11 protein-coding genes are annotated in these 22,383 nt (G+C 62.6%); 4 read left to right on the top strand and 7 right to left on the bottom strand.

All coding sequences use genetic code 11. The annotated features are described in order from the left end of the window. The first annotated feature begins 4 nt into the window (after positions 1-4). From HNQ64_RS01415 to HNQ64_RS01405, 3 genes are read left to right on the top strand one after another with little or no spacing between them, the layout of a single operon-like run. Complete coding sequence (locus tag HNQ64_RS01415; protein WP_184204500.1) at positions 5-493, top strand: hypothetical protein; 489 nt, start codon at positions 5-7, stop codon at positions 491-493. Continuing rightward, a complete protein-coding gene (locus HNQ64_RS01410) occupies positions 487-1,272 on the top strand; it encodes a metal ABC transporter ATP-binding protein (RefSeq protein ID WP_184204499.1) in 786 nt (261 codons plus the stop codon). Before HNQ64_RS01415 ends, HNQ64_RS01410 begins: the two co-directional genes overlap by 7 nt. 8 nt (positions 1,273-1,280) lie before the next feature. Continuing rightward, positions 1,281-2,138, top strand: coding sequence for a metal ABC transporter permease (locus tag HNQ64_RS01405; RefSeq protein WP_184204498.1), 858 nt, complete (start codon positions 1,281-1,283; stop codon positions 2,136-2,138). Positions 2,139-3,255: 1,117 nt separating this feature from the next. On the opposite strand, the gene HNQ64_RS01400 is transcribed toward HNQ64_RS01405, so the two are convergent. The 6 genes from HNQ64_RS01400 to HNQ64_RS01375 form a co-directional block, all read right to left on the bottom strand. Beyond that, positions 3,256-4,035, bottom strand: a complete 780-nt coding sequence (locus tag HNQ64_RS01400) for an outer membrane lipoprotein-sorting protein (RefSeq protein WP_184204497.1) — start codon at positions 4,033-4,035, stop codon at positions 3,256-3,258. Positions 4,036-4,141: 106 nt separating this feature from the next. Next, entirely contained in the window at positions 4,142-5,257 is a 1,116-nt protein-coding gene (locus HNQ64_RS01395) for an ABC transporter permease (protein ID WP_184204496.1), read from the bottom strand. A gap of 6 nt (positions 5,258-5,263) precedes the next feature. Then, complete coding sequence (locus tag HNQ64_RS01390; protein ID WP_184204495.1) at positions 5,264-5,992, bottom strand: ABC transporter ATP-binding protein; 729 nt, start codon at positions 5,990-5,992, stop codon at positions 5,264-5,266. Between the two features lie 34 nt (positions 5,993-6,026). Beyond that, a complete protein-coding gene (locus HNQ64_RS01385) occupies positions 6,027-7,043 on the bottom strand; it encodes a fatty acid desaturase family protein (RefSeq protein WP_184204494.1) in 1,017 nt (338 codons plus the stop codon). Positions 7,044-7,048: 5 nt separating this feature from the next. Next, positions 7,049-8,398 carry a condensation domain-containing protein gene (locus tag HNQ64_RS01380; RefSeq protein WP_184204493.1) on the bottom strand — a complete coding sequence of 450 codons (1,350 nt, stop codon included), beginning with the start codon at positions 8,396-8,398 and terminating at the stop codon, positions 7,049-7,051. A gap of 17 nt (positions 8,399-8,415) precedes the next feature. Then, on the bottom strand, positions 8,416-16,125 hold the full coding sequence (locus tag HNQ64_RS01375; RefSeq protein WP_184204492.1) for a type I polyketide synthase: 7,710 nt from the start codon (positions 16,123-16,125) through the stop codon (positions 8,416-8,418). A gap of 298 nt (positions 16,126-16,423) precedes the next feature. Between HNQ64_RS01375 and asnB the strand changes: the two genes are divergently transcribed. Continuing rightward, positions 16,424-18,406, top strand: coding sequence for an asparagine synthase (glutamine-hydrolyzing) (gene asnB, locus HNQ64_RS01370; RefSeq protein WP_184204491.1), 1,983 nt, complete (start codon positions 16,424-16,426; stop codon positions 18,404-18,406). Positions 18,407-19,110: 704 nt separating this feature from the next. Here the strand turns inward: asnB and gcvP are convergent. After that, entirely contained in the window at positions 19,111-21,933 is a 2,823-nt protein-coding gene (gene gcvP, locus HNQ64_RS01365) for an aminomethyl-transferring glycine dehydrogenase (RefSeq protein ID WP_184204490.1), read from the bottom strand. Positions 21,934-22,383: the final 450 nt, after the last annotated feature.

Genomic DNA, 22,383 nt, shown 5'->3' with positions numbered 1-22,383 from the left:
AATAATGCGCGGTTTCCCTCCAGTTCAGCTTTTCCTTCTCGGGCTCGTTTTTGCCCTGCTGGCCTTTCCTTTAGCGCACATGACCACGGGGTATGAAAGACCTGGAGAAGCAGCCTCCACCGGGGCGGGGAAGGATGCGGACATGAAAGAGGTGAAAGGTGGCACGGACCACCCTGAGGGTGAGCACAAGCATGTGGAGGTGCCGACGCTGGTGCGGCTGCGGTTTGCCCACCGGCCCCTGACGGTGAGCCTGAAGGAGGGCGATGTGGAGCTGGCCGTGAAGGTGGACCTCGCCACCTCACCGGTGGAATTTCAAACGGAACTGGAAGTCTCCCATGACGGCAATGAACTCATCCTCCAGGCCACCTGGCCTGAGGGTACGCCAGAGACGGCCCTCACGGTGGAACTGGAACCGGACGGCTTCGATACCCGCCGTGAAACTCGCTGGTCCTCCGGCAATACTCTTGACGAAGTTTTGACATTCACATGGTAAAGAATCCCTCACACGATCACCCCCCGGGGAAGGAGCACGTCTGCTGGGGTGGCGGCGGCTGCACGCAGTCGCACCACCACCGGCTGGAGGTGCAAAACCTGCGCGTGAGCTACCAGGAAGTGATGGCCCTGGACGGCATCAGCTTCAGCACAGAATGCGGGCGCAGCATCGCCTTGATCGGTCCCAACGGTGCGGGCAAGAGCACCCTGCTGAAAGCCCTGGCAGGCCTGCTGCGCACCGACAGTGGCAGCATCCTCTGGCGTGGCAAACCGCTGACGCGCAGCAGCTACGAGATCGCCTACCTGCCACAGCGTGGGGACGTGGACTGGAACTTTCCCATCACCGTGCGCAGTCTGGTGGAGATGGGGCGCTACCCGAACCTGGGCTGGTGGCGGAAGTATTCCAAACACGATGCAGAGATCGTCCAGCGGGCGCTCACCACCATGAACTTGCTGGATCTGCAAGACCGCCAGATCAGCGCCCTCTCCGGGGGCCAGCAGCAGCGCACCTTCATCGCCCGCGCTTTGGCGCAGGAGGCGCATGTGCTGCTTTTGGACGAGCCTTTCACGGGGCTGGATCGCCCTGCTCAAGAAAACCTGGCGCGCCTGTTTCGCGAGCTGACGGCAGAAGGCCGCCTGCTCATCGCCAGCCACCATGATTTGCAAACGGTGGAAGGAAACTTCGACGACGTGCTGCTGATCAAACGCACCCAAGTCGCCTTTGGGGAAGTGGCTACGGCCTTCACCCCCGAGCGCATCGCCGCCGCCTACGACCGCTGATTTTTCCCATGCTTGCTGATCTTCCTTCTCTCGCTGATTTCCTGGCAGAACCCATCGCCAAACGGGCCCTGCTGGCTTGTTTGATGATCGGGTTCGCGAATGGTTTTGTCAGTGCATTCGTCGTCCTGCGGAAGTCCGCGCTGAAGGTGGGCACCCTGTCTCACGCGCTGCTGCCGGGGATTGCCCTGTCCGTGCTCATGGTGGGGCTGTCTCAGTGGAGCGCCTTGGCCGGGGCGATTTTTGCCGCACTTTTTGTTGGGCTTGGGTCCATCTTTTTGTCACGTACCTCACGGCTGGATCAGGATACCTCCATGGGCATCCTCTACACCACCGCCTTTGCCGGCGGGTACCTCATTTTGACCCAGCTCAATGTGAGGCAAAAGCTGGATGAGTGGCTGTTTGGCAGCATCGTTGGCATGGCGGATAGTGACATGTGGATCGCCTTTGGCATCAGTGCCATTGCGGTGCTTACCCTCACGGCTTTGCAGCGCCCGCTGCTGATCTATCTCTTTGAGCCGAACATCGCCGCGAGCCTGGGTGTGCCCGTGCGATTCCTGAATTACGCCACCTTTGGCATCACCATCCTGGTGCTCATTTCCTCTCTGCAGGCGGTGGGTTGCATCCTCAGTGTGGGCCTCATGGTGGCCCCGGCCGCCACCGTTTACCTGCTGACGAACAACGCCCGCGCGCTGTTCTGGGGTGGGGGACTCATTGGCGCATTTGGTTCCGCGGCGGCCTTTTTCCTCAGCTACCCGCTGGGCTGGTCTGTGAGCGCCAGCATCATCGTCGTCCTCGGCGGGCTGTTCCTACTGGCCTACATCTTCAGCCCCCGCTACGGCCTCTTCAGCAAACGCGGGCGGGTGTGAGGGGGCTACATCCATGGTTAGGCGTGGAAATAGGGCACGCCTGTTTTTTGCCAGTCATCGGGGCCAGGAGGACATTGGGGGCTTGCATTTCGGTTTGCGTCTATCGCGCCAGTTTTGGATGACCAACCGATTGCGAACGGCGATTTCTCGCGCCTCTCCGGGGCGCGGCGGGTGTGTGCGCGTTGTTGGTTAGGCGGGGATCTGGGGGGGTCGCTCGTGCCTCGCTGCACCCCCGGCTATCGGCTCTCGCCCCTCCGGGGCGCAGGTACAGTATCCATCACTCTCCGAGTGATGCCGTTCGCCCCAAAACACGCCCTTCCGCCCCCTCGCCAGCCCCGCTGCGCATGGGGACCCTGCGCCCTACATCTCTCCCTGGCACTTACCCGCCCCGGAGGAGCGAAAGCAGAATAGCCGGGGGTGCAGCGAGGCTTGGTGAGCGGGAACCCCTCGGACTCGCGAATAACCAACGATGCGGCAAGAGGTGCGCCCTGGAAGGGCGCGAGAAGCGCACGCTGACCGAGACGCCTACCTCTCCAATCCTCACGCCCCCGCAGGCCTGCAGACGGAGCGCGAATATTCTATTCGCCTAACCTTCCCAGCGCGCACGCACACCTCCCCGCCCCAGTTCGCCCCACCTTCCCCCGCTTCCACGGCTCGCTCGGAAGAAGGGGCGGACCATCCTGTTTGGGGCGAACGCATCACTCGGAGAGTGATGAATACGGTACTTGCGGACGTGGCCATTCCCCCGCCCATCTGCGCATGAGGACCATGCGCCCTACCTGACTACCCTTGCTGCTAGGCGCTCTCTCCTGCACCAGATGAAGCCGGGACGACAGTGCAGGGAGGTTTTGCCCCAGGTCTGCCGCGCAAGGGGCGGACGGAGGTTTCTCGCGCCCCTCCAGGGCGTACCTGTGATGATGCGTTTTTAGTTAGCGGGGTCCGGAGGTTTCGCTCGTGCCTCGCTGCACCCCCGGCTATCGGCTCTCGCCGCTCCGGGGCGGGGAAAGCGCAAGGGGCGGACGATGCGCCTTGGGGCGGACGCATCACTCGGAGAGTGATGGATACTGTACAGCGGGTGGGATAGGCCTGCCGCGTTCTTTCCCGTCCGTGCTGGAAATCACTTCGGCGTCGTCAGCACCTTCAGGCCTTCAGGGGAAAAGTCGGCATCGGTCAAGGTGACGCCATGCTTGATGCGGGAGCCTTCCATGACGGTACCGCTGCCGCTGGTGCCTGCGCGGGTGATGCTGAGGCTGGCAGGCAGGTGGCGGTCGAGATCGTCTTTTTCCACGCGGAGGGTCTCCATGCGGACGATCACCTGGCCTGCGGCGTTGTATTTTTCCACGCGCAGGGGCACGCGGCGTTTGGGGTCAATCCAGCTTTTCACAGAGGCGTAGCTGGAGCGGTCTGAGGCGCCGGGTTTGGACTCTAAAATCTGGCAGTTCACACGGCCCACATCTTCGGTGCCAACGAGGGTTTGCTGGCTCCAGCCAAAGAAGTTTTCGATCAAGTCCTCATACGTCAGGTCGCTGCCAAAGAGGCCTTCTTTGAGCTGCGCTGCGGAGAGGGGTTTGACGCTGTCAGGGGGGATGAAAAGGGTGCCGCGTGCGGCCTGGCCGCTGGGCTTGCGCAGCAGGACGGACTCGCCTTTGCGCTCTTTGGGGAAGAGGATCTGGTAAACGAGGTCGGTACCCGCCTGGGTGTGGCGTTCTTTGGTCTGGAGCTGGATGGTCCCGCCGCCATTCACCTCCAGGCGCAGGCGCACGTAGGCGGTGCCGTCGAGGCGATCTGCATTCAGCCGTGCGGCCAGTTCCGCCGCTGTCGCGGGAGTTTCAGCAGCGGGGGCTAGAGCGGCCCAGCCAACGGCGAGCATCGCAAAAGAAAGGGGGAAAGTCTTCATGGTCAAAAGCATCGTTTCTCGCGGCCATCTTGCACGCGTGACATCGCGGATTGTACCGGAGCCTCAGACTGGAAAAAGGAAAATCGGTGGCTAGCGGCACCCCAGCTCACCCATTCAGCGCGGCGGCGGGATTCAGGCGGGAGCTGCGCCAGGCGGGGTAGAGACCGCTGAGGACGCCCACGATGACGGCGATGGCCACGGCTTTGAGCAAGAGCGAGGGGCTGAGGTCGGGCTCCAGCAGGCCTTTGATGGCGGGGGCGTTTTGCATGGCCTCCACCCCCAGGATGCCGAGCAACACCCCGCCGATGCCGCCAGCGAAACCCAGCAGGGCAGACTCCCACAGCACCATGCGCACGATGCGGCTGCGCTTCCAGCCCAGGGCGAGGAGCACGCAGATTTCCTGCTTCCTCTCAAAGACGGTCATGAGCATGGTGTTCATCACGCCCAGCACGCCCACCAGCACGGCCAGCAGGGAGGTGCCCCAGCTCATGGCGCGGATCATTTTGTAGCCTTGGCTGTTGTTAAAATGTTGGGCCACAGAGACGGCGCGTACCTCAGGGGCCACCTTGTTGATCTCGGCACACAGAGCCTGCAGTTGCTCTTCCGTCATGCCGGGCTGGGCGCGCACGTCCACCACATTGATCTTGCCCTCACTGGCCATCAGCGTTTGGAAAACGGGCAGGGCCAGGATGATGGAGCCATCTTCCACGAGAGCACCGCCATTGACGATGCCCACCACGGTCAGCTCGGTGGCCTCGACTTGCAGGGTATCTCCGACTTTCTTTTTCAGCACTTCGGCGGCGGTTTGCCCCAGCACCACGGCCTGCTCATTTTCATCCTTCGGTAGGCGACCGGAGGTGACCGCCAGCTTATCCCAGGTGAAGCCACCCCACTCGCGGGCAGAGACCATGATCATGTCCGCCTCTTCCACGCTCATGAGTTCCACCATGAGCATGCAGGTGGCGGAAACCTGTGGCAGTTGGGCGATGCGATCCCGCACCGTGGGGCTGAAGGGTTTCGGCACCATGGCACCGCCCATGTTGCTGACCACGATGTCTGTCCCGCGTGCCTTCAGGCCGGTGGCCCAGCTTTTTTCAAAGCCTTCCGAAATGCCCACCAGAGCCACCACAGCGGCGATGCCGATGGAGATGCCCACCAGGGTGAGAGCGGTGCGCACGCGGCGGCGTAGCAGACCACGAAGCACGATGGTGAAGAAATTCATAATTCGTTAGGCTTGGGCTGGAGTCACGGGTGGCAGGGCACCGTCGGAGACCACTTGGCCGTCCTTCATCAAAATCGTGCGGGTGGCCAGACGGGCGATGCCCAGATCATGCGTCACCATGACCAGCGTCATCTTTTGCTCCTCATGCAGCTTCACCAGCAGGTCCAGCACCTGGGCGGCATTGTGGCTGTCCAGATTGCCTGTAGGTTCATCCGCCAGTAGCACGGAGGGGCGATTCGCCAAGCTGCGGGCGATGGCCACGCGCTGGCGTTCACCGCCGGAAAGTTTGCCAGGAAAATGGTGGACGCGATGTCCCAGGCCCACCTGCTGCAGCAGCTCCACCCCGCGGTCGCGCCTTTCCTTGAGGCTCAGTTTTCCCTCGAACATGGGGATCTGTACATTCTCCACCGCCGTGTAGGTGGGCAGAAGGTGAAAGGCCTGGAAGATGAAGCCGATCTCATGCGCGCGATAGGCCGCAGGATCTGCGGCATCTGGCAAAGACTGGCCGCGATAGTTCAGCGTGCCCGCCGCCGGGCGATCCAGCGCGCCGAGCATTTGCAAGAGGGTGCTTTTGCCACAGCCGCTGGGGCCCGTGATGGCCACGAACTCACCGGCTTTGACCTGGAAACTGACGCCCCGCAGAGCCTGCACCTGGCCGCCATCGTAGTCCTTTTTCAGGCCGATGGCTTCGTAAACCAATGGCGCAGCGATGGGGGACGGGGAAGGGGCACTCATCGGGTGGAAAAGGGAAAAACGACCGCACGTCCACTCATCCCGGCATGGCCATGGAGGAGGAGGCTTCTGGAGACTTCGGCTGGCTGCGCCATTGTGGCCCTACTTTAGGGTCGGCCAGGTCGCGTAGCAGATCCATCACGGCCAGGCGGTAGCTGGAGTAGGGGGCGGTTTCCTCCTCCGTGCGGGGCGCCAGCTCGGCAGCACGCGCGGGCAGCTCCCAGTGGTGCATGCCCAGGTGGCGATGGTGCAGGCCGTGAAAGGGCTCGTGCAAAAGGGTGTAGGCCAGCACTTTGCCTGTCCAGCCTTCATCCACGATGCTGCGCGTGGCCCCGGTGGCGCTGGTGCCGCGCAGGCCCACGTGCTCCACATACTTGCGCCAGCTTTGCAGATTCGCCGCCATCATGGCAGGTAGCAGATACATGCAGAAGTAATATTTCCACAGGCCGAACCAGGCGACAGTGGCCACCACCACGGACCAAAAAACCACGATGCCGATGATCTCCTGCCAGATGCGTTTGCGCACGCGTTTGTTGCGGATGGGGGAATTCGCCCGGAAGAAGGTGCGCAGAAACAGGTAAGGCGTGAACCAGAGGCCAAAGGTCAGCTCTAAAAAGGCCGCCATGCGCCGCAGCCAGCGCGGTGCTTTAGGATCCACAAAGGGCCACAACTCCTCATCCCGCTCGGTGGCCAGGTGCATGTGATGCGTCTGGTGAGCGGCGCGGTATAAACTAAAACTGGTTAGGCTGAGGATGCCGATGAAGACGCCGTCAAATTCATTGAACTTCCGGTTCTTCCGCAGCAGGCCGTGGGAGGCCTCATGAAAGCCGATGAGCACCCCGTGCATGAAATGCCCTGCCAGGAGGACCAGCGGGACCACCAGCCACCAGTTCTCATGATACAGCGCGGCGAAGAGGCCGGCCTGGATGAAGACGAGCACAAAAACCAAGATCTGGAAGGCCGAGCGGCTGATCCAGTGCGGTTCATGGGGATCGGCACCGTCACCTTTCACGGTGAGGTCCAGGGGATCAGAAGAAGAGGCGGCGGCATTCATCACATTCAGGCCAGGAGATCGGCGAGGGGAGTATGGGGTGAGAGGGATACGTTGGCCAGCACGCGTTGGTAGCGGCGGTTCAGTTCCTGCGTGTCTTCAGGAGTGAAAAGGGAGGGCCGGTAAAGCCACACCACTTCCAGTTCATCCCCATCCTCCGTCACTTCACAGGCCAGGTCAAACCGGGCGGTGCCGGTGGACCGCATGCGCAGTTTAAATGACAAACTCGGCAGGGTGATGTCTGGGATAGGGTGGTTTTGCAGGGCAAAACGCACGTCGTAGATCGGGTTGTGCCCGGCCTCCGCTTTCACGCCCAGCGCCTTCGCCAGCTCGGCAAAGGGCATGGCTTCCGCAAAGCAGTCCATGCTGGCATCCTGCACGCGCTTCACCGCCGTGGCAAAGGTCTGCGTGAGGTCCACCTGCCCGCGCAGGGGCACCACTCCGGCAAAGTAGCCCATGGTTTCCTTCGCGGCCTGTTTGGTACGATTTGCCACCGGGCTGCCGACGACGATGTCCGTCTTCCCGGTCCACTGCGCCAGGGTCACCTGAAACGCGGCTAACAAAGTATTGAACAACGTCGCGCCCGTGGTCTTTGCCAGAGCGCGGATGTTGCGGGTGGCCTCCGGCGAGAGGCTGGAGGCCCAGTAGGTGAGCTTCCCAGCACGGGCGTTTTCATCGGCAGGGCGTTCCCACAGGCGGGGGATTTCCGCCAGATGCTTGCGCCAGAAAGCAGCGCGAGTCTCCAGCTCTGCGGCTTGCCAAGAGGCGCGTTCTGCCGCCGCCCAGGCGGTGTAACTCATCTCCACTGGCGGCAGGGAGCCACCGCCAGGAAGCTTGTTTTGCAGATAGGCCGCCGCCAGTTCCTGAACGAAGACGCCCAGGGTCCAGCCATCGGCGATGGCATGGTGGATGGCAAACACCAGCACCAGATCTCCCGGCCCACGTTGCAGCATCTCCACTCGGTAGAGAGGCCCGCGCAGCATGTCGAAAGGTCGGGTAAAAATCTCCCGCATCACGGCTTCCAAGGCTTCGCCATGGGCCTGATCTGCGGGCAGTTCACGGTAATCCAGCACCACGGTGCCCGTGCGGCGGATCATCTGAAACGGCTGCTCCTTTCCGGGGAGGAAGGATAGCCGCAGAACCTCCTGCCGCTCCACCACCAGCTTCAGCGCCGCCTCACAATCCGCCTGCGTGATGTTGCCTCGCACCTCGATGAAAGCGCAGATGTGGTTGCCGATGTCACCAGGGGCGACGGGCGAATTTTCCCACAGCTCACGCTGGGGCAGGCTCAGGGGCTGGAGACGGATTTCACCGCTCTCCAGCCACTGTTTGAGGTTGGCACGAAGGTCTAGGGACATGTCAGGATGACATCGGCTTAGGCACCGGCTTTGCGTGCGGCTTTGGCAGCCGGGGCCGGGGTTTCCTCTGCCGCAGTCACATCATCCAGCAGGCTTGCGATGTCGTCATCCGAGATGGCATCCAGATCCACTTCATCCACGGAGGTGGGAGCCTCCACGACCGCAGGGGCCGCTGGCGCTTTCGCCGCCGCGCCGGAGGCACCGCCCAAATGCTCGCCAATGAGCGCGGCCAACTGGCCGATGGTGCGGGCACGCATGAGGCTGGTGGGTGGCAGGGCCACGCCGATGGTGCTTTCGATGAGGTTTTCGATCTCGACGCCCATGAGGGAGTCCAGGCCCAAATCCGTCAGCGGCTGGTCATCGCGCAGGCTGTCAGGCTTCACGCGCAAGACGGAGCCCACGACTTCTCGCAACGCTTGGGCGATGATGCCCGCGCGATCTTCGGCTGAGGCAGCGTCAATCTTCGCACGCCAATCCCCCGTCATGCCGCCAGACTCGGCACTTTCCACGCCGGAGGCGAAGATGTGCTCCAACAACGGATTTTCCTGGAGACCCCGGAAGGACTGGCGCCACTTGGCCCAGTCCACCCGCAGAGCAGCCACCTGGGCGGAGCCTGCGGTGAGGAAAGTTTCCAGCAAGGAGACGACCTCGCCCGGAGTGATGGCGGAGGTGCCCTGGCGTGCCAGGAACTCAGCCACCTTCTCATTGCGCGCCACGTAGCCTTCGCCACCCAGCACACCCCAGTTCACGGCCAGGGCAGGCAGGCCCAGGGCACGGCGATGATGCGCCAGGGAATCCAGGAAGGCATTGGCACCGGAGTAGTTACTCTGGGCCGGATTGCCGAACACGCTGGAGATGGAGGAGAACATGACGAAGCAGTCCAGATTCAGATCCAGCGTGCCTTCATGCAGCTTCCAGGCTCCGAGCGCCTTCGGTGCCAAAACGGTGCGCATGCGCTCGCGGTTCAGCACGCCCATCGGCGCATCGTCAATGACCATGGCCAGGTGGAACACACCCTTCAGCGGCACCTTCGCAGCCTCGATCTCACGCAGCATTCGCGTAATGTCCTCCGGCTCGCCAGCATCGCCTTTCAGGATCTGGATCTTCACCCCCTGATTTTCCATCTGGGTGACAAAGGCCTTCGCCTCAGGCGTGGAGGCACCACTGCGGCTGGCCAGCGCCAGATGACGCGCGCCACAGTCCACCAACCACTGCGACAGCACGCGGCCAAAGCCACCAAAGCCACCGGTGATGAGGTAAGTGCCCTCGGCCTTCACTTCAAAGCCAGGCGCTGGGGCCTCACCCCGGCGATTCACAAACGCATCTGTGAAGGTCACCACCACCTTGCCTGTGTGCTTCCCAGCCGCCATGAGGCGGAAGGCAGCATCCACACGGCTAGCTGGGTAAGCGCGGAATGGCAGCGGGCGCAGGGCCCCCTGTTCCACCAGCTCCACCAGCTCGCCTAACAAACGACGTGTCAGTTCTTCATCCCCACCAAAGACGGCATCCATCGCCACGACGTGGAAGGAGGCGTTCTTGCGCAGGTGCCACAGCGGGATGCGGGAGTTTTGGTAAATGTCGCGTTTGCCGATCTCGATGAAACGACCGAACTCGGACAAACAGGAAAGGCCCATGGGGATGGCCTCCGCCGCGAGGGCATTCAGCACCACATCCACGCCTTTACGATTCGTCAGGTCCATGACCGCATCCGCAAAGTCTGCACGGCGGGAGTCAACGACATGCTTCACGCCCAGCGTTTGCAGCAGGGCGCGCTTGGAGGCGCTGCCTGCCGTGGCGATGACTTCGCAACCCAGATGCAGAGCGATCTGGATGGCCGACATACCCACGCCACCGGCACCGGCGTGGACCAGGATGGTCTCGCCTTTGCGCATGCGGGCCACATTGTTCAGCGCGTGCCAGGAGGTCATGAAGACCACCGGCAGTGTGGCTGCACCCTCAAAGGACAGGTGATCTGGAATGCGTACCACATCCCCACCACGGGCCAGGGTGTGCGTGGCCAAGCCATACACGGCCAAACCAAAAACGCGATCCCCCACAGCGACGTGCTTGATGTCCTTGCCGATGGCGACCACGACCCCGCCGACTTCATCGCCAAAGATGCGGGCGTCCGGTGTTTCCGCCGGATACAGCGCCAGCGCTTTCAGCACGTCGCGGAAGTTCATGCCAGCGGCTTTCACTTCGATGAGCACCTCACCATCCCCACACACCGGCAGGGTGAAGGGGGTGAGTTTCAGCGTGTCCAGCATGCCGCGTTCACGCGACTCCAGGCGCAGCGGCACCTTGCGATCCAGCACGGTTTCTTTCACGGGCAGACCGCGCTTGATGCGCTGCACGTAGCGGGCTTCACCACGGATGGCGATCTCGCGCTCACCATGCTCCTGCAGCAGTTCACGCCACAGCAGGGCGGCATCTTCAGCGGAGGCTTCCGGCGGCAGATCCAGGCCACGGCAGGCAAAGTTCGGGTGCTCACTGAGGATGACGCGGAAGACACCGATGGACGGTGCCTGGGCCACATTCGTCAGTCCCATGTGCTGGCCAGCAGGCTGGGCCCCACGGGTGATGAGGTCCATCCGCAGCTTGGCTGCCGGGGTGGTGTTTTCAATCGCCTGCGTTAGGTGCAGCAGGGCGTCAATGCCCATCAGCGCGGCATCGCCTTCGCCTTTGCCCGCAGGTTCATCCAGCGTCCACAGGTAGGTCATGCGCTCTGGCGGGGTATCATCCGCGTAGGAGGTGACCAGGGTCATCCAGTCTTCTGGCGTATCGGCACGCAGGGTGTAGTCATCACCCTTCGCAGCATAGGCAGCACCCCGGCGGGCCGTGCGTACACGGACACCGGCGGCTTTGAGCTGCGCCACCAGTTGATCTCCCAGCCCCCCCTGGTCAGCGAACACCAGCCAGGAGGCTTCAGGGGCCGGTGGCAAAGTTTGTTCGGCATCGCCCTGCGTCGCCGCTGGGGTTTCCGTCCAGGCTTTGCGACCGAAAAGACCGATCTGCCCCTCTCCCCCACGCGGGCCACGCAGGCCCGGGATGGAGGTGGTTTCAGCAAAGCCTGCCGTCTTCATCGCCGCTTCCCACTCAGGGCGCTGCATCAGCGGCTGATCCGGACGCAGATCGCGATCTGTCAGATGCCACCACCCGCTGGTGAGGCCGAAGACGCTTTCCGTCCAGAGCTGCGGCGTGGCCACATCCATGAACACCAGGCTACCGCCCGGTTTCAGCACCTCATGCAGGTAACCCAGCGTGGCACGTACATCTGCCACGGCATGGATCACGTTCGTGCCGATGACGAGGTCATAGGTGCCCGCTTCGTAGCCTTGCGCGGCGGGTGGTTGTTCCAGGTTGAACACTTTGAACTCCACCTCGGGGAAGGCGGCCAGCTTTTGGCCAGCCACGGAGAAGAACCCAGCCGAGACGTCGGTGAAGGTGTAGGAATGCAGGCCGCGTGGTAGCAGCGGCAGCAGGTAGGCACTGAGGCCCCCGGTACCGGCACCCACTTCCAGGATGCGCAGTCCGCGCCCTTCCGGCAGGTTTTTCGCCGCCTCATTCACCGCGCTGGTGATGGCCGCCATCCAGTGACTGGAGAGCAAACCGTCACCGTAGAATTGATCCAGCAGGTCGCTGTTTGAGCCGCCGAAGAGCACCTGCACGGCATCTTTTTCACCGCGTAAGATCGGGCCCAAGTCGGCACAGGTGATGTTCACCAGCATGCCTTCTGGCAGGTGGCCGGGGTTTTGATCCAGGAAGGTTTTCAGCACTTCTGTGGCGTTGTCCGCAGCAGCGTCGAAGGTCGCCGTCGGCACATGGCCTGCGCCCTTCACAGCCAGCAGGCCGCGCTTGGTCAGGTCATTCACCAGGTGGTGATACACGCGCTGCATCGGCGCGGCCACTTTCAGGCTGTCCACAGTCCACACCGCATCGGCCTTCAGGTCGGCGGCCATTTGGCGCAGACCGCGAGCGATCTGGGCGGCTGCGAGGTCATCCTCAGCGGCCATGGTGGCCTCCAAGTGGGCCTTGCCACGCACGGCGATGACTTCTTCCAGGGTCTTTTGTGCGGCCTCTTTGAGGTCGGCCAAAGGCACCGGGGTGAGGGTGGCGGGGGTGCCCACAGAGGCGGTGCGCTCCCAGTCCACATGATACAGCAGATCGCGCGTGCCACTGGTGCCTGCGCGGCGGGCGGCGGCCATGCTGACGGCGCGGAAACCATCCACCAGCACGCAAGGCGCGCCGGATTCATCGTAGAGGCCGATGTTGCCCTCGATGAACTCTTCATTGAACTGCACCACCTTCGCCTGCACCCGCGTCACCGCGCCTGGAGAGCGCAGATACAGGATGCGGCCAAAGCGCACGGGCAGCTTCATCTTCGCCTTGCGATCTTCCACCGTTTTGGACCCAGCAGAGAAGGTATGCAGCGCGCCATCCAGAAGGACGGGGTGCAGGCAATATTCACCCGCACGATGAGCGATGTTTTCAGACAGCGCCACCCGGCCTGCCGCCTTGCCACCGGCTGCCCACAGCTCACGCACAGCGCGGAATTCGTCGCCATAACGCAGGCCCAGGTCACTCATGTGCTGGTAAAAATCCGTCACGTCCAGGGAGGTGAGGCCCTCCGTGGCGCCTTCCCAGGTCGTCGCATTGAAGAGAGATTCCGTACGTTCGCCGCGCATGGAGCCGACCACGTGGACAGACCATGCCGCCCCGGTATCAAATTTGCTCTGAATGGTGAAGGTGCGCTCGTTAGGCTCATAGGTCACCTCCAGCACCACGCCGGAAGGATTTTCTGTGAGGATCAGCGGCTTGCGGATCTCAAAGTCTTCCACGGCGAAGGGGCGACCTTCAAAGTATTGCGCCCCCGCTTCCAGGATGAGTTCCACAAACCCGGCTCCTGGGAAGATGACGTGGCTTTCCACCTTGTGATCTTTCAGGAAGGCCATGTGGCGATTGTCCAGACGCGCGATCCACGTCGGCGTGGCGCGGGGCAGGCGGATGTCCAGCAGGCCTTTGCCGCCAGCGCCCAGGCGGCCTTCACGCCAATCAGGCGATTCATTCCACCAGCGGGCTTTGTCCCACGCATAGGTCGGCAGGGCCAGTTGATGACGGGAAGGCGTCATGCCTTTGAAGTCCAGATCTACGCAGGCGCGGTGCAGCTCCAGCGCCGCCTCCAGCATGGCTTCATGCTCACGATCCCGGCGTGCCGAAGCCACCACCGGGGCCTTTTGATTGCGCGCGCCCAGGCACTCCTGGATGGACAGGGACAAGGCTGGGTGAGCGGTGATTTCCAACCACACATCCACGCCGAAGTCGGCCAGTGCATTCACTGCCGGGGCGAACATCACCGCCTGGCGGATACCACGGCCCCAGTGGCCTGCATCGCACTCTTTGCCCGTGATGCGGTCACCGGTGACGGTGCTGAAAAACGGCACTGTTTCTTCACGCGGTTCCAGCTCGGCCAAGGCCGCCACGAGTTCATCCGCCGCAGGCTGCATGTAAGCATGGTGGAAGGGGTGATCCACCCGCACAAAACGGGCAAACACGCTGTCCGCCTCCAGCTCCACACGGATCTTTTCCAGCGACTCCTTCGGCCCAGACAGGGTCAAAGAACGCGGGCCATTGAAGGCGGCGATGCTGACCACGCGGTCATGCCGGGCGATGACGGCCAGGGCGGATTCCTCATCCAGGCCCACGGCCAGCATGGTGCCTGCACCACGGGCGCATTCATTCATGAAACGAGCACGCAGGGCGATGACCTTCGCGCCTTCCTCCAGACTCAGCACGCCTGCCACACAGGCAGCGGCGATCTCACCCACACTGTGGCCCACGATGGCCGCAGGCTGCACGCCCCAGGATTTCCACAGTTCCGAAAGGGAAACCTGCATGGCAAAGATGGCCGGCTGGGCGATCTCCGTCATGCTCATCTTCGAGTCCTTTTCGTCGCGGCCTAACTCCTCCAGGAGGGAGAATTTGGCCCACGGCTTCAGCGCCGCAGCGCAGGCCTCCATGGCCTTGCGGAAGACCGGCTCATTCTTCATGAGTTCCCGGCCCATGCCCCACCATTGAGGGCCCTGGCCGCTCATGACAAAGCCTACCCGCGCAGCCGTTTCGCGCCGTGGAGAGAAGCCACTGCGCACATTCGGCACTTCCGAGCCGACGCCAAAGGCATTCAGCGTGGCGATGGCCTCATGCGCCGTCTTTGCCACCATCGTCAGGCGATGCTGGTGATGGTTGCGCCGCGCACCCAGGGTGTAGCACAGGTCCGGCAGCACCGGGGAGGTGCCGTTGGATTTCTCATGATCTTCCAGCCAGGTGGAAAGGCGATAGGCCGTGGCCTTCAGCGCCTCTTCCGAACGGGCGGAGAGCACCAGGGGCCATGGGCGATCAAAGGCCGAGGCAGGCAGCTTGACATGCGGTTTCGCAGGCGCTTCCGCCAGGATGACGTGGGAGTTGGCCCCGCCAAAGCCGAAGGAATTTACCCCGGCCATGCGCACTTCGTAGCTTTCCGGGAAGTCTTCCATCTCCACCGGGATGCGCAGTTTCAGCGCCTTGAAATCAATGTGCGGATTCGGTGTTTTGAAGTGCAGGCTCGGTGGGATCTTGCCGTGCTTCAGCACCAGCAGCGCCTTGACCAGACCGGCCACGCCAGCCGCTGTTTCCATGTGGCCCAGGTTCGTTTTCACGGACCCCATGGCCAGGGGGGCACCTTCCGCACGGTCTTCGCAGAGCGCTTCAGAAAGGGCTGTGGCCTCGATGGGATCTCCCACCGCCGTTCCGGTGCCGTGGGCTTCGATGTAGCCGATCTCGCTCGGGCTGATGCCCGCGTCCTGGCATGCATCCTTCACCAGCCGGGCCTGGGCCTCTGGGCTAGGCAGGGAGATACCGTTCGTGTGGCCGTCCTGGTTGGTGGACGTGCCCAGGATCACGCCCTGGATCGGGTCACCATCCGCGATGGCCTGAGACAGCTTTTTCAGCATCACCATGCCTGCACCTTCCGCGCGCACGAAGCCATTGGCATCCGCATCGAAGGCTTTGCACATGCCGTCTGGAGACAGCATGGAGGCCTGGGAGAAACCGATGAACCCACCCGGGGTGATCATGACCGTCACACCGCCTGCCAGGGCCGTGTGGCCGCGCCCGGTCCAGATGTATTCGCACGCTGCATGCACGGCCGTGAGGGCGGAGGAGCAGGCCGTATCCATGGCCACGCTGGGGCCGGTGAGATTCAGCGAGTAGGAAATGCGGTTCGCCGCGATGGAGTGCGCGCTGCCTGTGGAGGAGTGCGCGCCGATGCCGGCGGAGTCAAACGGGGTGCCCTGGATGACCTGATAGTCCGTGTGGGAAACGCCCACATACACGGCGATGTCCGTGCCTTTTTCCAGATCCAATACGATGCCGGCGTCCTCGATCGCTTCCCAGGCCGTTTCTAAAACGAGGCGCTGCTGGGGGTCCACATACGGGGCCTCGCGCGGGGAAATGCCGAAAAACTGCGGATCATACTGATCAATGGAATCCAAAAAGCCGCCGCGCTTGGCAATGGACTTCCCGGCCAGGCCTGGTTCCGCATCATAAAAACGTTCGATGTTCCAACGGTCTGGGGGCACTTCGCACACGGCATCACGCCCCTCCGCCAGTAATTTCCAAAAAGCTTCGACGTCGTTAATTCCGCCGGGAAAGCGGCAGCCGATACCAATGATGGCGATTCCTTCTTTATGCATGCAGTTCAAGCGTAGGGGGAGTTGGGGAGACGAGTTTCTTTGTCAAAACTGACGCCGCCCGTAATTCGTATCGTGCGAAGTGCCTGCTGTGCGTCCCTGTATTTTCAGAGATCGTCGAAATCAGCAGTTCACCAGGGGTCATTTGGACAAAACAAAGTTTTTTTGCAGTGGCCCAAAGGGGGCATGCACCGCTAATTTAATGACTATTGCTCAATTTTGGCGATAAGAAACGCATAAAACGTCTCAGCGACGATGCTTCTGTGAACAAAACCTTTAACTCGAGGACTGACTCAACAACATGTGTGGCATTGCAGGCGTGATGGATCTGGTCGGGCGGCGCAGTGTGCCGCACGAAATCATCGAACGAATGTCCCTGGCCCTCTACCATCGGGGTCCCGATGAAGAAGGCTTCTTCATCCGCCCCGGCCTGGCCATGGCCTCGCGCCGCCTCAGCATCGTCGGTCTGGCCGATGGCCAGCAGCCCATGCACAATGAGGACAAAAATGTCTCCGTCGTTTTCAATGGCGAGCTTTTCGACTACGTGGAAAAGCGGGTGGAGCTGGCCGCCCGGGGCCACACCCTGGTCACCCACTGCGATACCGAGATCATCCCGCACCTGTGGGAAGAGAGTGCCGAGGGCATGTTCGAGCGCCTGCGCGGCCAGTTCGCCATCGCCCTGTGGGATGAGCGGCAGCAGAAACTGACCCTGGGGCGAGATCGTTTCGGCATCAGCCCTCTGTATTGGACCCGCCAAGGCGACTGGCTGCTCTTTGCCTCCGAAATTAAGAGCCTGCTCGCCTCCGGCATGGTCCCCGCCATCCCCGACCGGCGCGGCATTGACCACGTTTTCACTTTTTCCGCCCTGCCCGGCCCCATCACCTGTTTTGAAGGCATCCAGATGCTGCCACCCGCGCATTTTCTGGAGGTGCTGCCCGGTCACAGCCACGGCAGCCCCAGCATCCGCGAGCGCCGCTACTGGGACATGGACTTTCCCGATGCCGGCCAGGAAAACCCCGAGACGAACGCCAAGACCCTGGTGGATGAGTTTGAACACGTCATGCTGGATGCCGTGGGCAAACGCCTGCGTGCGGATGTGCCCGTGGGCTCTTACCTCTCTGGCGGTGTGGACTCCAGCATGATCCTGGCCCTGGCCTGTCACCTGCGCGGCAAGTCCATCTCCACCTACACCGTCCGGGTGAATGACCCGAAGCTGGACGAACTGGATGCCGCCAGCATGGTGGCCAAATTCATCGGCGCACCGCCCCCCGTGGTGCAGGAGTTTAATCACGAGGATGCCATCTCCACGTACCCCAAACTCATCGCGGCGGCGGAGGCACCGGTCATCGACACCTCCTGCGCCTCTCTTCTCCAACTGGCCCAAAAGGTCCACGAGTGTGGCCAAAAAGTGGTGCTTACCGGCGAAGGTGCGGATGAGTGGCTCGTCGGTTACCCCTGGTACAAAGCCGCGAAGATCATCGGCTTTCTCGATGCCATCCCCGGCCTGCGCATCAGCGACAAAGCCCGCCGCGCCTTCCTCAGGTTCAGCGACGTGCCCCAATACCCCGCCAGCTTCCGTGCCCGTACCGAAGCCAACGTCGGCGGCCCGAACGCCTGGATTGATAGCTACGGCCTGCTCGGCCTGGCGAAACTGCGTTTTTACTCCGACTCCATGCACACCGTGCGGGAATCCACCGATCCCTGGGCCACGCTGGGTATGAACCTGGACCGAGCCAAAAAATGGCACCCTCTGAATCGTGGCATCTGGGTCGCTGGTCGCGTCACTCTGGCCGGGCATCTCCTTCAGGCCAAAGGCGACCGCGTGGCCATGCACTCCTCCGTGGAGGTGCGCTACCCCTTCCTGGATGAAGCCGTCTTTGACTTCTGCGCCAAGCTGCACCCCGACTGGAAACTGCGCGGCTTTCGCGACAAGCACCTCCTCCGTCTCCTGGCCGAACGCTGGCTGCCTCCGTCCATTTACAAACGTGGCAAGGTCATCTTCCGCGCTCCGCTGGACAGCTTCCACCTCGAGCCCGAGCCCCCCTACATCCGCCAGCTCCTCAGTGAAGATTCGCTCAAACGCACCGGCTACTTTGATGCCGCCACCGTCCAGCACTGGCGGAAAACTTACGGCAGCCTGCGCGCCACCTCCTTGCCTCGCCTCTCCATCGAGATGGGCCTCGCCGCCGTCGTCGCCACCCAGCTCTGGCACCACCAGTACATTGACGGCAGCCTCTGCGATCTACCCTCCCAGGCCCGCACCGGCCCCCTGGTGACGATCTAAAGCGTCGCGGATTTATCGCCCTCGCAGCGCTCGTGCAGCGAGGTATGGAACCATCTGCCCTTCGCCGCGCTTCGGAAGGGCGCGAGAAACGCACCCCCAATCCCACTCCCGCCCCCTCCACTCCTCACGCCCCGCACACCGCCGACCGGAGCGCGAATATCCTATTCGCCTAACTTTCCCAGCGCCACTCGAGTCCTTCGAAGCCGCCGCTCGCCACATCGAGGAAAGTCAGGCGAGTTAAAAACTCGCGCTCCGTCCAGGGGGCATCGAGACTGCAGCAGTAGAGGGGGCAGATGCACCCTCCGAGCCCCCTTCTCGCGCCCCTCCAGGGCGCACCACCTTGCGACACCTTTTGTTATTCCGCCCACCCGGGGGGTTCCGCTCGCCGAGCCTCGCTCCACCCCCGGCTACTTTTCTTTCGCCCCTCCGGGGCGGGGGGAGGTGCAAGTAGCAAGGTAGGGAGCAGGGTCTCCATGCGCCTTGGGGCGGGGAGATCCGCCACGTCCGCAAGTACAGTATCCATCACTCTCCGAGTGATGCGTTCGCCCCAGACATGCCTCGTCCGTGTCCTTCCGTCGCCCCTCCGGAGCCGGAGAGGTGTTTCTAGAATCGCTGGATGAACGGGGCCTGCGGGTGTCCTTAGTCTTGCGTAACGAAACCCCCGCCTAGCAAGTCGGACGCATCACCCCGCATCCTTACCAGCCCTACCCCGCCGCCTCTTCCACGCTGATGCAGGAGCAGATCAAATTGCGGTCGCCATAGACATTGTCCACGCGGGCCACGGGCGGCCAGTATTTGGCCTCCTTCACCCAGGGGAGCGGGAAGGCGGCTACCTCGCGGGTGTAGGCATGCGGCCAGTCGGTTTTCAGCATGAAGGCGGCTGTGTGCGGGGCGGCCTTCAGCGTGTTGTCCGTGGCATGGAAGGTGCCGTTTTCCACGCCCACGATCTCGCCGTGGATGCACTGCATGGCGCTGCAAAAGCGGTCCAGCTCAGCCTGGCTCTCGCTCTCCGTCGGCTCGATCATCAGCGTGCCGCCCACAGGCCAGCTCATCGTCGGCGCATGGTAGCCAAAGTCCATTAACCGCTTCGCCACATCCTCCACCGTCACCTTGTGAAAGTGGCGGAAGTCCAGGATGCACTCGTGCGCCACCAGACCGTGGCTGCCTTTGTAAAGCGTAGGGAACCAGGGGGCCAGTTTCTTGGCCACGTAGTTGGCATTCAGGATGGCGTACTTCGTCGCGTTCGTGAGTTCCGGCCCCATCATGGCGATGTACATCCAGGAGATGGTGCAGATGCTGGCGCTGCCCCAGGGGGCCGAGCACACGGCCCCTTCACGCTGCTGCTCCCACGTCAGGTGGCCGGGAAGATATGGCTTCAAATGCGCCGCCACGCAGATGGGGCCCACGCCGGGGCCACCGCCGCCATGCGGGATGCAAAAGGTCTTGTGCAGATTCAGGTGGCAGACATCCGCGCCGATCTTCCCCGGGGAGGTCAGACCCACCTGCGCATTCATATTCGCCCCATCCATGTAAACCTGCCCGCCGTGCTCATGCACCAGCTTGCAGATCTCCACGATGCTCTCCTCAAACACGCCATGGGTGGAGGGATACGTCACCATCAGCGCGGCCAGTTTGTCTGAATGCGCGGTCACCTTGGCCCGCAGATCTCCCAGCGAGATGTTGCCCTGCTCATCGCAGGTCACCGGCACCACTTTAAAGGCACACATCACCGCGCTGGCGGGATTGGTACCATGGGCACTGGTGGGGATGAGGCACACATCGCGGTGGCCTTCACCCCGTGCCTCGTGGAATCTTTTGATGGCCAGCAGACCCGCGTACTCCCCCTGGGAGCCCGCATTTGGTTGCAAAGAGGTGGCGTCAAATCCGGTGCATTCGGCTAACCAATTTTCCAACTCCGTGAACATCGCGCGGTAGCCCTCGCTTTGATCGTGCGGGGCAAAGGGGTGCAGTCCGCCCACCTCGCTCCAGCTCAGCGGCATCATTTCCGCCGCCGCGTTCAGCTTCATCGTGCAGGAGCCCAGCGGGATCATGCTGCGGTTCAGCGCGATGTCTTTGCTCTCCAGCCGGTGCAGGTAGCGCATCATCTCCGTTTCCGAATGATAACGGCTGAAAACGGGATGCGTGAGGTACGCCGACTGGCGATGAAAGACGCCAGAGCAGTTCAGATCCGCTTCATCATTGAGGTGCAGCGGGTGCTGCGCTCTGCTGATGCCGAAGGCCTTGAGGATGGCATTCAGCTCCTCTTCACGCACGCGTTCATCCAGCGCCACGGTCACATGCTGGGCATCCAGCTTGCGCAGATTCACACCAAAAAGCAGGCCCGTCCGCAGCACATCATCCGCACTGCGCACCTTCACCGTCAGTGTGTCAAAGAAGTCATCGCTGGCGATCTCCAAATGCGCCTGCATCAGCTCCCGCGCCAGCCACACCGCTGCACCATGCGTGCGCAGGGCGATCTTTTTCAGCCCCTCCGGCCCGTGATACACCGCATACATGGAGGCCATCACCGCCAGCAGCACCTGCGCCGTGCAGATATTGCTCGTCGCCTTTTCCCGGCGGATGTGCTGCTCCCGCGTCTGCAAAGACAGGCGGTAAGCGGGATTGCCCGCCGCATCCTTCGATACGCCGATGAGCCGCCCCGGCATGCGCCGTTTCAGCGCATCCTTCACCGCCATGAAGGCCGCATGCGGCCCGCCAAAACCCAGCGGCACGCCAAAGCGCTGGCTATTGCCCACGCAGATGTCCGCGCCAAATTCACCTGGAGGCCGCAGCACCGTGAGCGCTAGCAGATCTGCCGAAACGACCAGCAAGGCCCCTGCCTCATGCACCTGTTTGGCCATGGCCTCAAAATCATGGATCACTCCCTGTGTATCTGGGTACTGCACCAGCACTGCCGCCAGCCCCTTGCTGCCATCGTGCTGCCACGCGCCCACATCCGCCACCTGCACCTCCATCCCCAGCGCCTGCATGCGCGTGCGCACCACTTCGAGATTGTGCGGGTGACATTGATCCGAGACCAGTACCCGATTTGCCCCGGCCACCTGCGCTGCCGCCAGCGTCAGCGCCTCTGCACAGGCCGTCCCCTCATCCAGCAGTGAAGCCCCCGCCACATCCAGCCCCGTGAGGTCCGTGATCATCGTCTGGAAATTGATCAGCGCCTCCAGGCGGCCTTGGCTGATCTCCGGCTGGTAAGGCGTGTAGGCCGTGTACCAACCTGGGTTTTCCAGGATGTTTCGCTGAATCACCGGCGGGGTGAAGGTATCGTGATAACCCAGGCCGATGAAGGAGCGCACCACCTTGTTTCGTCCCATGAGTTGCTTCAGCCGACGCAGCGCATCCTCCTCGCTGAGGGCTGCGGGCAGATTCAGCGCCGACCGCTGCCGGATGGCCTCCGGCACCACCTGATCCACCAGGGCATCCAGCGTTTCGTAACCGAGCGATTCCAACATGGCCGCTGTTTCAGCAGCCGAAGGTCCAATGTGACGGGAGGAGAAGGGCGTGGGCATTTCGCAAGATCAGTGGAGCCGGGATTTCCCCGGATGCAATCAGTGCTTCACCCCCAGGCTAGAGATTTCGGGGGTGTGGGGGCATCTCCTCCAAAGACGGGGGATGCGGCTAGGTCCCCAGCCCCTTCCCTCGTAGGGCGGCGTGTGTCCGGCGTCTGGCCGCGTGTTTGCTCTCCCGCCTCATCGCCGGATTACCCGCCTTTCTTTGAAGCCCCGAGTCATGCCTCCTACGTCGCCTGGTAGAAAGAATCGCGTCGTCAGCCATGAGGGCACCGTCAAAGCAAGACGGGTAATTCCGCGAGTGACTTGATCCAGCCAACGAACCCAAAGGACGCGGAACACACCCGCCCTACGTTTCCAGCCCCAGCGGGGCGAAACAACCCAGCCCAGGGCCAGCGAGCCCTAGCGAGCGCAGCCCTGGGACCTGCGAGAAGAAATTACCACTCCCTC

Source organism: Prosthecobacter dejongeii, from assembly GCF_014203045.1.
Classification (GTDB): domain Bacteria; phylum Verrucomicrobiota; class Verrucomicrobiia; order Verrucomicrobiales; family Verrucomicrobiaceae; genus Prosthecobacter; species Prosthecobacter dejongeii.
The sequence above is the reverse complement of the archived record's forward strand: the minus strand, read 5'-3'. Positions and strand labels throughout refer to the sequence as shown.